This is a genomic window from Bacillus sp. B1-b2, from assembly GCF_009183415.1.
Lineage (GTDB): Bacteria > Bacillota > Bacilli > Bacillales > Cytobacillaceae > Niallia.
In genome coordinates this window covers 89,976-103,048 of record NZ_WEHU01000017.1, presented here as the reverse complement: position 1 = coordinate 103,048, position 13,073 = coordinate 89,976, and the positions used below count along the sequence as shown (strand labels likewise).

Annotated in this window: 11 protein-coding genes; 10 read left to right on the top strand and 1 reads right to left on the bottom strand. The window is 33.7% G+C overall.

Annotated features, from left to right (window positions below; all coding sequences use genetic code 11):
* Positions 1-351 precede the first annotated feature (351 nt).
* From F9279_RS16470 to F9279_RS16440, 7 genes are all read left to right on the top strand, one after another.
* Positions 352-849, top strand: coding sequence for a DinB family protein (locus F9279_RS16470; RefSeq protein ID WP_152115006.1), 498 nt, complete (start codon positions 352-354; stop codon positions 847-849).
* A 634-nt stretch (positions 850-1,483) separates the two neighbouring features.
* Positions 1,484-3,358 carry a BglG family transcription antiterminator gene (locus tag F9279_RS16465; RefSeq protein ID WP_152115004.1) on the top strand — a complete coding sequence of 625 codons (1,875 nt, stop codon included), beginning with the start codon at positions 1,484-1,486 and terminating at the stop codon, positions 3,356-3,358.
* A gap of 15 nt (positions 3,359-3,373) precedes the next feature.
* Positions 3,374-4,252 carry a ketose-bisphosphate aldolase gene (locus tag F9279_RS16460; protein WP_152115002.1) on the top strand — a complete coding sequence of 293 codons (879 nt, stop codon included), beginning with the start codon at positions 3,374-3,376 and terminating at the stop codon, positions 4,250-4,252.
* 13 nt (positions 4,253-4,265) lie between these two features.
* The gene (locus F9279_RS16455) at positions 4,266-6,158 is read left to right on the top strand and encodes a PTS fructose transporter subunit IIABC (protein ID WP_152115000.1); all 1,893 of its coding nucleotides are present in this window, start codon (positions 4,266-4,268) and stop codon (positions 6,156-6,158) included.
* 459 nt (positions 6,159-6,617) lie between these two features.
* Positions 6,618-6,863 (top strand): cold shock domain-containing protein, encoded by a 246-nt coding sequence (locus F9279_RS16450; protein ID WP_152114998.1) that lies wholly within the window; start codon positions 6,618-6,620, stop codon positions 6,861-6,863.
* 311 nt (positions 6,864-7,174) lie between these two features.
* A complete protein-coding gene (locus F9279_RS16445; RefSeq protein WP_152114996.1) occupies positions 7,175-7,693 on the top strand; it encodes a YfiT family bacillithiol transferase in 519 nt (172 codons plus the stop codon).
* A gap of 171 nt (positions 7,694-7,864) precedes the next feature.
* Entirely contained in the window at positions 7,865-8,329 is a 465-nt protein-coding gene (locus F9279_RS16440) for an HXXEE domain-containing protein (RefSeq protein WP_226793629.1), read from the top strand.
* 141 nt (positions 8,330-8,470) lie between these two features.
* Here the strand turns inward: F9279_RS16440 and F9279_RS16435 are convergent, their stop codons facing one another.
* Entirely contained in the window at positions 8,471-9,379 is a 909-nt protein-coding gene (locus tag F9279_RS16435; RefSeq protein ID WP_152114992.1) for a DMT family transporter, read from the bottom strand.
* A 112-nt stretch (positions 9,380-9,491) separates the two neighbouring features.
* Between F9279_RS16435 and F9279_RS16430 the strand changes: the two genes are divergently transcribed.
* The 3 genes from F9279_RS16430 (at position 9,492) to F9279_RS16420 (ending at position 12,720) form a co-directional block, all read left to right on the top strand.
* On the top strand, positions 9,492-10,904 hold the full coding sequence (locus F9279_RS16430) for a PLP-dependent aminotransferase family protein (protein WP_152114990.1): 1,413 nt from the start codon (positions 9,492-9,494) through the stop codon (positions 10,902-10,904).
* Between the two features lie 157 nt (positions 10,905-11,061).
* A complete protein-coding gene (locus F9279_RS16425; RefSeq protein ID WP_152114988.1) occupies positions 11,062-12,405 on the top strand; it encodes a D-serine ammonia-lyase in 1,344 nt (447 codons plus the stop codon).
* Positions 12,406-12,420: 15 nt separating this feature from the next.
* On the top strand, positions 12,421-12,720 hold the full coding sequence (locus F9279_RS16420; RefSeq protein WP_264298258.1) for a DoxX family protein: 300 nt from the start codon (positions 12,421-12,423) through the stop codon (positions 12,718-12,720).
* Positions 12,721-13,073: the final 353 nt, after the last annotated feature.

The window sequence follows — 13,073 nt, the reverse complement described above, 5'->3', positions numbered from 1 at the left end:
CAATATATGAAGGCTAAACATGAGAAGAAGTACAAAAGGGCTTTACAACGAGCAAAAGAAAGAGGAAAAGAGTATTTTACACGTGAAAGGGTTCGTAAAATAAACTGTGCACAGGGAAAATAAAAGTTCAATATAACACGTTGGTAAGCCGTATGCCTTAATAGGGCACGTGCGGTTTGATGAGGGGGTGGCCATGTGAATGGTCACCCTACTCTATTCGATAGAAACGAAAAAATAGTAAGCAGTAAGATAGGTTCGAACCAGTCTGCTTTTCAAACGGTGCTTGTTCCTTTATGATGAGGTAGATGATAATTCATCCAATATTACTAGAATTATTAGGAGGATTTTACAATGAGTCTTACTGTTACTGAATTTTTAGAAGAATGGAATAGTGAAATGGAGACTACTCAAAGATTGTTTGATGCATTAACAGATGCTTCTCTTCATCAAGAAGTTACTCCTGATGATCGAACATTAGGAAGAATTGCATGGCATATAGTCGAAAGTATCCCTACATCTATCTTTGGATTAAATGAGCGTTTTGTTCAAGATCCTGCTATTGTACCAACCTCTGCTAAAAAAATAGCTGATAGCTTCCGAAATTTGGTTGTTGCAATTAATCAAAATGTACAAACACAGTGGAGTGACTCAACCTTAAAAGAAATTCATCAAGTATTTGGAAGAGAAATGCCACTTGAAGTATCGCTTCCAATCATTCTTAAACATTTAATTCACCACCGTGGACAATTGACAGTACTTATCCGCCAAGCAGGAATAAAAGTACCAAGTGTATACGGTCCAGCTCGTGAAGATTGGGCAGCAATGGGTATGGAAGTTCCACAAATATAATTTAGAAATATAGTTGATTGTGAAGTGTGAGTAGGGTTTATACATATACTTTATTGTATAATGCTGGACGCCTAATTAATCTCGATCTATTAGACGAGTATATACTTTCAACATTAACATCAACAGCAGAATTCAAATTTTGTTGTTGATGTATGTTTTCCAATAACTAACAAACTCAACTTACTAGATAACACATTATTTAAAAAATGATATTATTCATGGTAGTGGCTCCTTGAATCATGCCAAATAGATCCGAGAAAGTGACTTTTTTAAATCCTTGTCCGTTTTTGAATCCTCTATTTTAGTCTTCCATTTTTAATCATCAAAAGAACGTTCAATTTAGGTTTTTTTGCTATTTTCTCGCCCTTTTTTGCTTTTTTAGGGGCTTTATCTAGTTATCTCCTCATAGACCATTTGGATAAAAATACTATTTATCCTTCGTAAATTACTTTTTCTACAAACTAGAGGAGCCCAATTTATTGTCGACCCCTTTTACTTTAAATGAGGAATCTACAGCAAATATAGATAAGGTTGCTCATTCAAAATTTATATATCTTCCTAACTATTAGGAAGATATTATAATCTTGGTAAATGAAAGCGTTTAATTTACAATGAATACAAGGAGGATTGGTAAATGAAAAAACGTTACATAGAGCTATTACAATTTTTACAACAAGCAAAGGAAGATTATGTTAGTGGAAGTGAATTAGCTAATATATTTAATGTAACGACTAGAACAATAAGAAATGATATTAAAGAAATGAATGAAAATTATCTAGAGGAAGTTTCAATTATTGGAAATACTCATAAGGGGTATAAACTATTAGGAAGTATAACTGAATTACAGCAAAGTCAAGATGAGTTCGGGGAAAGAGCATTTCAAATAATAAAGATACTATTATCAAAAGAATCATTTGTGACTTATGATTACCTTGCACAGAATCTCTATTTTTCTACACAGACAATTAGGAAAGATGTTCAGCGAATATTTCAAACGATACAAAGTGAGAATCGAAATATTAAGGTAGAAGCTATCATTTTTCAAGGAATAAGGATCCATGGAAAAGAAATTGATAAGCGCTTATTATTAGATAGTTTAGTTTCTCCCAGTATTTTAAATAGGATGTCTGTATCTGAGGCAATACAATATTATTTTAACGACTGGATTCATTCAGAAAATATTAACAACATTATTTCCATAGTTGAAAGTGAGCTAGCAAAATATCATTTATTATTAGATGCAAAAGAGTTATTTACGATATGTATTAACATTGTCATTAGCATGAAAAGAATATCAAATGATCAAATCTTAACGGAAACAGACATGATTCTAGATAAACAACAATTTGAAGAATGGAATGTAGCCAAGCGATTGTTAGTACAACTGTGCCCATTATTTAATATTGATGTTAATGATTATGAACATCAATACCTTTCCTATTTATTCATTAGTTTGCAAGTATTTCCTAAGACCTATGAAATGAACGAGATTAACCTAGCTGATACGGATGAAGTACAAGAAACTATACTGAAGATTATCAAAAGGATTGCTAGACAGTATGGAATTCCGTTGGAAAATCATAATAGATGGGAATCTAGGCTACTTATGCATATAACTAAATCACTAAATCCACTAAAATATTATTTTCCAATAGAGAATCCATTTATCCTACAAATTAAATCCGAATATATAGCAGCTTACAATATGGCAGTTGTGCTTGCAAAAGAACTACAAGGAAGCTTGAAAATTAGCATTCCTGAAAATGAAATCGGTTACTTGGCACTTCATATGATGAATATAATGGATAGCTCACAGGATACTAGGCATAAGATTGCCATTGTTTATGGGAAAAATCAATTAGTAGGAAATCTATTAGAGAGAAAAATGAATCTTTATTTTCCTCATATAAAAATTGAAGGGTTGTACGCAAGTAATGAAATGCATCTCATTTCTCAAGAAATTGATACATTAATTACTACGATACAAATGGAGGATAATCATCCAATACAAGAAAAAAATATTATTCGTGTAAGTGAAATGATAACCGATGATGATGTAAAAAGTATCTCTTTACAATTAAACCGTAAGTTATTCGAACATTATCTTAGTCCTGCTGATTTTTTTCTTCTTGATGAATTAGACCAAAAAGGCTTCCTTAAATCGCTTACAGAACAAGGGAATATTGAATATTTATATGATAGTATTTTAGATCGGGAAAATATGTCTAGTACAAACATTGGAAACTTAGTAGCAATGCCTCACCCTTTTGATGTAGGAGATAACGGGAAATTACGTGTATTAGTTGCAATTAATAAACGGAAGATTATCTGGGGAGATCAATTTGCACAAATAGTTTTTTTATTTATCCCACCTATAAAACAAAAAGTAAATAATAGTAGTTTCTTCTCTGAAATATACAGTGTATTAAAATACTCAAATTTAACTAGTAAATTAATAGAAGCAACAAGTTATAAAGAATTTATTGAAGTTTGGAATTCAAATGAATGAATGGAGGAAAATAGTATGTTACTAAATATGAAAGATTTACTTAATGTAGCTTTTGAGAATAAATTTGCAGTAGGTTCTTTTAACATAGCAAATAGTGAATTCGTTAAAGTGGTTATTCGTGCAGCTGAGGAGCAACAATCGCCTGCTATTATGCAAATACATCCAAATGAAATTGGCTTAGTAACAGATGAATTCGTTGCTTATGTAAGGGAAGCAGTCTCAAAATCAAAAATGCCTTTTGCTATTCATTTAGATCATGGTGGGAATATTAACGATATTTTACGGGCTATAAAAAACGGATATACATCCGTTATGATGGATGCTTCTCATTTACCTTTTGAAGGAAATATTAGATTAACCAAAGAGGCAGTTGACCTGGCACACATGGTCGGAGTTTCCGTAGAAGGCGAACTTGGTACGATTGGTAGTAACGAGGGAAGTTCTGAAGGCGGATCAGAAGAAATTTTATATACAGACCCTGACGAAGCTGCGCTTTTTGTTGAAAAAACAGGAATAGATACCTTGGCTGTAGCTGTTGGTACATCACATGGAATCTATCCTAAAACAAAAGATCATTCAATAAAAATTGATAGATTAATAGAGATTCATTCAAAAGTAAATATACCATTGGTTCTTCATGGGGGATCAGATAATCCAGATGAAGAAATCAGAGAAGCAGTTAAACACGGAATTGCAAAAATTAATTTATCTACAGATATGAAGCGAGCATTTTATAATCAATTACGTATTACCTTAGAAAAGAATCCTTATGCATATGAGCCAGATATGCTAATGCCTGAAGCTACGAAGGCAGCAACAGAATTGGTAAAACAGAAGATGGAGCTCTTTGGATCAGCTGGGAAAGCAGTACTCTATAAATTAGGTGAGATATAAGGAGAGATAATTAATGAAGATTTCCTCTGTATTGCATATAGAAAATATAATCCTTGATGTCGAATCTGAAAATAAAAAAGATTTAATTAATGAATTAGCATCTAAACTTAATCAAAATGGTTATTTAAAAGATATGGAGCAATTTGAAAAGGACATATGGGAGCGTGAGAACCAAGTTTCCACGGAAGTTGGGTATGGAGTAGCAATCCCACATGCTAAGTCGGAAGCTGTAAAGAAAACAGCGATCGTGATTGGCAGGTCGCTAAAGGGAATCAATTATAGCACGGAAAAATGCAAACTATTTTTCATGATAGCTGCTGCCAAAAATTCTACTTCAGAACATTTAGAAACACTGTCGAAGATATCCACTGTTTTAATGGATGAAACATTTAGAGCAAAGTTGATTTTGGCTGATAGTAGTAAGGAGGTTATGGATCTTTTTACAGAAAAAGAAGAAGCACTTCAAGAGTTAACCTCTAATTCACTCTATACAGGAAAAAGGATTGTGGGAGTTACAGGGTGCCCAACAGGAATAGCACATACATTTTTGGCTGCAGAATCCCTGAAAAAATCAGCGGAAGAGATGGGCATTCAAGTAAAGATTCAAACAAATGGTTCTACTGGCATACAAAATAAATTAACCGCTGAAGACATAAGTAATGCAGACGGTATTATAGTTGCGGCTGATATTAAAGTAGACATGGATGTGTTTGGGGATAAAAAGGTTATTAAGACATCTGTGAAAGATGGTATTCATCATGCACAGCATTTAATAGAGGAAGCTTTAGCAGGGAAAGGGAAAGTATATAACGGCAATAATACTAATCTAAATGAAGCAAAAGAAAGAACTAGAATGAAGCAACCAAAGATTTATAGTCACCTTATGAATGGTGTATCATTTATGATTCCCTTTGTGGTGGCTGGTGGAATATTAATTGCTATCTCCTTCATGTTTGGAATTCATGCATCTGATCCTAATAGTGAAGATTATAACCGATTTGCAGCATTTTTAGGATTGGCTGGTGGAGAAGCCGCATTTGCATTAATGGTACCTGTTCTAGCTGGATATATAGCTTATAGTATTGCAGATAGACCAGGTTTAGCTCCTGGTATGATTGGTGGTATGATGGCAACTTTAGGTGGTTCAGGATTCTTAGGAGGTATGATTGCAGGTTTCCTTGCAGGGTATATTATTTTAGGCTTGAAAAAAGTATTAAGAGATATTCCAGAATCATTACAAGGTTTATCGCCAGTACTTCTACTTCCGTTAATCGGTACGTTTGTAACCGCTTTTATTATGCATTTCTTTATAAATAGTCCATTGTCTTGGGTGAATACCTCATTACAAGATTGGTTAAATGGACTAACAGGAACAAATGCGATATTCTTAGGAGCATTGTTAGCTGGCATGATGGCTTCAGATATGGGAGGACCTATTAATAAAACTGCTTCTGCATTTGGTCTTGCAATGTTCGCTAATCAAATTTATGAGCCGTCAGCAGCATTAATGGTAGGAGGTATGGTACCTCCATTAGGGATAGCTTTAGCAACTACACTTTTTAAAAATAAATTTACTAGTGAAGAAAGAAATGCAGGGAAGGCAGCATATATAATGGGAGCTTCCTTTATAACGGAAGCAGCTATACCTTTTGCAGCAAGTGATCCATTACGAATAATTCCTGCCAATATAATAGGATCAGCAATTGGCGGCGGTATATGTATGGCGCTTGGTATTTCCTTGCAAGCACCCCATGGTGGAATATTCGTCATCCCAATTGCAGCAAGCAACCCTTTTCTTTACATCGGTTGTATCGTAATTGGGTCTATAATAACAGCTTGTATTATCGGAATATTAAAAAAACCAATGTATAAAGCTAAAGCATTAGATATAAAAGAGGCTGCTTAGAAATGCACTTTGAGGAATAACTAGTCAAAAGTGAGTGCGATTAATATTTGTATGATAGATAATGACAAAAGGAGAGTGATTATTAGCTCTTCTTTTGTCATTATCTTTTTCTATAGAAGTGATCTAGAGATTATATTCTTTCAGACTTAATGACTATTTGAGCTTGTATTAAAAAGATTTTGAGAAATGTATGTACACTGAGATTTTTTAGTATTGAATTTAACAAATTGATAGTTTAATAAAACAAGGAATAGTGTTTCTTGTCATAGAAATCTAAATATACAAAAGAAGATATGTCTGAGGAGGGAAATATTGAATAAATGCTTTTGGTTAGAAAAAAATGAGGGGATAGAGGTGATGACTAAGGACTGGAAGAAACCCGAAAAAAATTAATGATTCACGAATACAATCTAGTAGTAAGCGCTGTGCAGAATAGATTATCTTTAGGGAGGATGCGATATGAAGCGAAAAGGAATGGTAAAATGCTATAAGGAAGAGGAAGGTTTTGGGCATATATTACTTGATGGTGAGGATGAAAACTTAGTTTTTGTTCATTTTAGTCATATACTTCCTAATAAAGGCAGGTTTCCTAATGATTTTCGATATTTGAAAAAAGGGCAGACAGTTATATTTGATTTAGTAGAAAATCCTGGCTTAGGAGACCAAGCAAAAGTCGCGCACAATGTACAGATCATTTCTGATTAAAGAAAGAAAACCTAAGTATGCAACAAAGGAAAAAACATTTTAAGCTTGGAATTTGTTCTTGTATTCTTATTCATTTCAGGTAGTTAATAAATGCTATTTTAAATGTTAATTGGTATGATGCTCTTACCCGAACCATCCATATTATCTTAGTAAAGTCTATAAACTTACAATACTATTGTTATACTCTATAAAAGGCTAATAATAAAATGGTAACTTTGGATGGATATAGTTCCATTGGTATGTCATAACAGTTGGATTAATGATGTAGAATAATACACATATAAATTAGTGACTTAAGGGAGGATTAGTAGGTGGATTTGAAATACCCAGTAGGGAAATTTGAGTATAAAGAGGAAATTACTAACAGTGTTACGAAGGATTGGATTAAGGAGATAGAAGATTTACCAAGATTATTACAAGCTGCTGTAAAAGACTTAGATAATGAACAGCTAGATACACCTTATCGTTCAGGAGGCTGGACTGTTCGACAAGTGATTCATCACCTCGCAGATAGTCATATAAATGCATATGTTCGCTTTAAATTGGCTCTAACAGAAGAACAACCTGTAATAAAGCCATATGAAGAAAAGAAGTGGGCGGAGCTTCCAGATAATAAATTGCCAATTCATATTTCACTATCTCTGCTCGAATCATTGCACAAACGCTGGACAGATCTTTTAAAAAGTTTAAGTGAAGCTGATTTAGAAAGAACTTTTTTTCACCCAGAATCAGGTGAAGTTTCATTAGGTGAAAATATCGGTATTTATGCTTGGCATGGCAGACATCACCTGGCACATATTACTTCTTTGTGTAATTGTAAAGGCTGGTAAGATTAGTGTGAAATAACATGCTTTAACTAATGGGGACATTCTTTAATCGAGGATAGTTCCTTTTTTATAGTGAAAGTTTTATAGGTTAATTAAATGGGATTGTATACAAATAATATAAGTTACATTAGAAAGGAGGAAAGGGTAGTGGATGGTCTTGTTGTATATTTTTGTATGGCGATAACACTACATAACTTGGAGGAAGCAATTTGGTTACCAAAGTGGTCACAACATTCTTCACAATTTCAAAAGGCCGTTAGTTCTAGTGAATTTCGTTTTGCTGTAATTGTTATTACTCTATTGGCTTATTTATCAGCATTTAGTTATTCCTATATACCATCTTCCAATCTTACCAAATGGATTTTCATTGGCTTTTTAGGTTCGATGATTATCAATGCAATCTTTCCACATCTTGTTGCAACAGTACTAATGAAAAAGTATGCACCAGGATTACTAACTGGCTTATTACTGAACATACCAATAAATTTATTTATTATCTATCAAATGCTTGCAGAGAATTTAATTCTATGGAAAGAGTTAGTAGTATCTACAGTAGTTATAGGATTTTTAATATTATTACTGATTCCTTTATTATTTAAAATAGGCAAAAAAACATCTCATTTTTTGCATATTGATTAAGTAAAATAAGATTAATAAAATCTAGCCAGAAATTGCTTATTTAGATAAAAACTCCATGCTTATTATAACATGGAGTTATCTTTGCCCTCTGCATAAGGACATGTCTACGATTCTTCCTTCCGTTTATTCTAAATGGCATCTTCATTTAGAGGATGCCATTTTCTTAATGTTAACAAATTGCATGATTTTTCTTATGTTTATTAATACAAGGCTGCTTAAAATCAGAATGACTCCAATGAACATTACTGGATGGACATCTTCTTTGTAGAAGAAGTGGCCGATTCCTAAAGCAATAAGCGGTGACACATACAACCATGTCGAGGGAAGAAAGGCATTTGTTTTAGCCACGAGATAATAATAAATGGTGTGAGCAACCATGGATCCTGCAATTGTCAAGTAAACCAGGGAGAAAAAAACTGGAATTGTTAAGGAGTGCACTGTTTCCCTTGTTAGTAGAGATAGCACTAGCAAGAATATTCCTCCATAAATCATTTGCACAGCATTTAATGCTATCGGGCTTTCTTCCTTAAATACGCCAATTATTTTACTAGAATATATGGATCCTGCTGCATAGCCGATTTCACCAATGAGTATAATTCCGCACCCTATAATCCAATGAAGGCTCCAATTGATTGTAAATCCTGGCAAAAATAGAAAGAAAACACCAATAAATCCTACTATTACTCCAATTATGCTTGATTTGTCCATCTTTACTCGTAAGAAAATATTCTGCAATAGGACAATCATTATTGGCCCTGAAGCCGAAAGTATTGCTGCAATTCCTGAGGAAACAAATTGTTCTGCCCAATAAAGACTTGCGAAGGTAATGAAGGTTAAAGAAAATCCTGTGAGCATAAGCTCTTTACGCAATAGAAGTTTCCATGTTGTTCGTTTACGTCCGAGTAAAAAAAGATAAAGCACAGCTCCTGCTGCAAAAAAACGAATTCCTGCAGAAAGAAAGGGCGGAAAACCTTGATCTACTCCAACTTTAATTGCCAAAAAAGTAGTTCCAAAAATAAAACACATGATACTATACAAAATAATCGTCATCGTAATCCCTCCTGTCATTCATTGTAAAATAGACTAGACAGACCAGATGATTTTTAAATAGAACAGATTGAAGCAAATGGTAGAATAATAGAAATAGGAGGAGGGAGAAATCATGGTAATAAAAACAGAACATACTGCGTTATATAAGCAAGTTTATGAATATATGCTGACTCGTATTAAAACAGGAGAATGGGAAAAAGGCAGAAAGCTTCCTTCTGTAAGAAGCCTTGCAGAGTTGCTAGGGGTTCACCGTTTGACAATCTTAAAAGCATATCAACTTCTAAAAGAGGAGGGATATGTCTATGCGAAAGACAAAACAGGCTATTACTGTAAAGACAGTATTCACCAAAGTGAAACAGGAGAAATGCCTGCTCTCCATTCCTACATACAAAACAGCAATCTATCAGAAATTCATCGTGAACCAACCTTTTATAAATTTTCTGCAGCTGTTATAGATCCAACCTTATTACCAAACAGATACCTCTCACAGCATGTGAAGGAGATATTTGACAGATACCCTCACTTGCTTGGTACGTATGCACCTGTGAAAGGTGATGAAGAATTGATTGTAGGATTATCAGCTTATTTCCAAAAGTATGACAAAATGTATATAGATGAAGATTCCATTATTGTTACTTCTGGCGCACAGCAAGGCATAGATATTATTGCAAAGGTATTTGTACAAGCACATGACTATGTACTGATTGAAAGCCCTACATATAGTGGAGCAACTGATATATTTGTAAATAGAGGGGCAAGGCTTATTTCTGTGCCTATAACAGCAGCAGGTTTTTGTTTGAATGAAGTGGAGTCTCTGATGAAAAAGTATAAACCAAAGCTTTTTTATACAAATCCAACTCATCATAACCCGACAGGCTATACAGTTCCAGTAGAACAAAGAAAGCAACTTGCAGAGTTGGCAGAAAAATATCAATGTATTATTTTGGAGGATGATTCTTTTCATGAAATTTATTTTCAAGAAAGTCCACCACCACCTATTTATGCCTATGATATTGGTGGGTATGTCATTTATTTACGTAGTTTCTGCAAGTACATGGCACCAGGATTGAGAATATGTGCGATGGTTGCGCATCCAAGTCTAGTCAAATGGCTCATTAAAGGAAAGGCACTTGCAGATAATGGAACTCCCTTACTGAACCAAAAAGCTTTTTTATTTTACCTTACTTCTGAAAGGATCCGCTCTCATATGGAAAAGTTAAGGATAGCCTTACAGATAAGAAAAGAGACAATGGAAGAAGCACTCAAGAATCATTTCATATGGGATAGCCCAAGTGGAGGCCTGAATTTATGGGTTCGAATAAATGAGGAAGTGAATAAAGGCTTGTTGAAAAACAGGGCACTAGCAAGTTCTATTTCCTATGTACCTGGATATATTTGTGATCCACATGAAAGAGATATTCCCTATATAAGACTCAGTTATTCCTTTCTAAACGAACAGGAAATTAAGAATGGGTTACAAAAGTTAACAAGCATTTATGATACTTTATCTAAAGAACGAGGATAAGTAGTAATATTCCCTGGGAATAGAAATAGTATTGCTTCAAACTAATTGTAGTCAATTTTTCGAAAATTATTAATTTAAATTTAACCCAAGTAAAGCTCTATGCTAATACTTATTTAATCACTAGTAATCAATAAAAGCACGATAGGAGGTTTTTCTAATGGCAAATCTGGATCTAAATGAGTTAAGAAACCATTATCCATTGCTTCAGAATCTGATTTCTTTAGAAGAAGTTATCTGGTCCAATCCAAAATTAGAAAGTTTTACTTCAGGAATGAAAAAAATTTCATTATCAAAACAAGATGTTAAAGATGCAGAAGAACGATTAAACCGTTTTGCACGCTATATAGAAAAAGTTTTTCCAGAGACAAAAGAGATGAAAGGAATCATTGAATCACCAATAGTGGAAATTAACTCCATGAAGGAAGGAATGGAATTTACTTATAAAAAGAATATATCAGGTAAACTTCTGCTTAAATGTGATAATGTTCTTCCGATTTCTGGTTCTATTAAGGCTAGAGGAGGTATATATGAAGTACTAAAGCATGCAGAATCTCTGGCAATTGAACATAACTTACTAACTGAAAATGATGACTACTCCATTTTGGATAGTGAAAAATTTCGAGATTTTTATTCGAGGTATTCCATTATTGTTGGTTCTACGGGCAATCTAGGATTAAGTATTGGTATTATGAGCGCAAAGTTAGGCTTTAAAGTGACGGTTCATATGTCTAGCGATGCAAAGCAATGGAAAAAGGATTTACTAAGAAGTAAAAATGTAAATGTCGTTGAGCATGCAGATGATTATAGTAAGGCAGTTGAAGAAGGAAGAAAACAAGCAGCTACTGATGCTACATGTCATTTTGTGGATGATGAGAATTCTAGAGATTTATTTCTTGGGTACTCTGCTGCAGCGTGTAGATTGGATCAACAGTTAAAGGAATTAGATGTCACTGTAGATGAGGACCACCCATTATTTGTGTATTTGCCATGCGGAGTTGGAGGAGGTCCAGGAGGTGTAACCTTTGGATTAAAATTAATGTATCAAGATAATGTCCACTGTTTCTTCGGTGAGCCTACACATTCAGCTTGTATGTTATTAGGTTTAATGACAGGTCTTCATGATAAAATTTCTGTACAAGAAATAGGGCTAGATAATAAAACAGATGCAGACGGACTAGCAGTTGGAAGAGCTTCAAGGTTTGTTGGAAAAGTTATGGAACCTATATTGAGTGGTAGTTATACTGTTAGTGATAAACACTTATATAAACTACTCAAACTACTTTTTGATACCGAGGGAATTCATCTAGAACCATCTGCACTAGCAGGTATGATAGGTCCTATAAAGTTATTGAAAGAGGAAGGCGGATATATAAAAAGACACAGTCTCACTGAAAAATTATCGCAAGGCACTCATATTGTTTGGGCGACTGGAGGAAGTATGGTACCTAAAGATATGAAAGCAGAGTATTATCAAAAAGGAATAGAAGCTTCTTCAAAATAAATGTACACTTATTTTATGGTGGGTGTCAAAAAAGTCTTTTCAGTAAATAAAGGAGAAGAAATAAATGGTGAGGAAAAAACTCCCAATAAAATTATGATTGTTTTTGTTGGAATTGTTGAAATTATAGGAGCAATAGGTTTAATCTTACCATGGTTATTGGATATTTCTCCCATTTTAACACCTCTTGCTGCAATTGGAATAGCCATTATTATGGTTTTAGCAGCCATTTATCACGGTAAACGTAAAGAATCTATTGTAGTCAATATCATTATCTTAGCACTAGCATTATTTGTAGCAATCGGACGACTATTTTAACCTAAATCCTCTCATGTCACTAGATATGAGAGGATTTTTGTGTCCATCAAATTGGTATTTACTTGTTTTAATACAATAAATTTATGAAATGAGGAATGATAAACGGGAGAAACTATCTGAACAAACTAAATAGGTTGTTTAATAAAGAATATCTAAAACTAACGAAATAGGCTGGGACATAAGTATTCGTCTTTGACAAGGAGTCATTTTGTTATGTCCCACGCTCTTTTTATTTGATTATTTTTGGGATAAACAGATCAGCAGTTTTTTTAAAAAGACAATCCTTTTTCATTCTTGACAAGTAAGCTACTATGTTATACTATATACCTTAGTAGTAAGTATTACTGAATACC

Coding starts and splice junctions, on each gene's coding strand:
- F9279_RS16465 (WP_152115004.1), top strand. CDS start 1,484: ATGAAAAAACGTTACATAGAGCTATTACAATTTTTACAACAAGCAAAG.
- F9279_RS16440 (WP_226793629.1), top strand. CDS start 7,865: ATGGCGATAACACTACATAACTTGGAGGAAGCAATTTGGTTACCAAAG.
- F9279_RS16460 (WP_152115002.1), top strand. CDS start 3,374: ATGTTACTAAATATGAAAGATTTACTTAATGTAGCTTTTGAGAATAAA.
- F9279_RS16430 (WP_152114990.1), top strand. CDS start 9,492: ATGGTAATAAAAACAGAACATACTGCGTTATATAAGCAAGTTTATGAA.
- F9279_RS16455 (WP_152115000.1), top strand. CDS start 4,266: ATGAAGATTTCCTCTGTATTGCATATAGAAAATATAATCCTTGATGTC.
- F9279_RS16425 (WP_152114988.1), top strand. CDS start 11,062: ATGGCAAATCTGGATCTAAATGAGTTAAGAAACCATTATCCATTGCTT.
- F9279_RS16420 (WP_264298258.1), top strand. CDS start 12,421: ATGGTGGGTGTCAAAAAAGTCTTTTCAGTAAATAAAGGAGAAGAAATA.
- F9279_RS16470 (WP_152115006.1), top strand. CDS start 352: ATGAGTCTTACTGTTACTGAATTTTTAGAAGAATGGAATAGTGAAATG.
- F9279_RS16435 (WP_152114992.1), bottom strand. CDS start 9,379: ATGACGATTATTTTGTATAGTATCATGTGTTTTATTTTTGGAACTACT.
- F9279_RS16450 (WP_152114998.1), top strand. CDS start 6,618: ATGAAGCGAAAAGGAATGGTAAAATGCTATAAGGAAGAGGAAGGTTTT.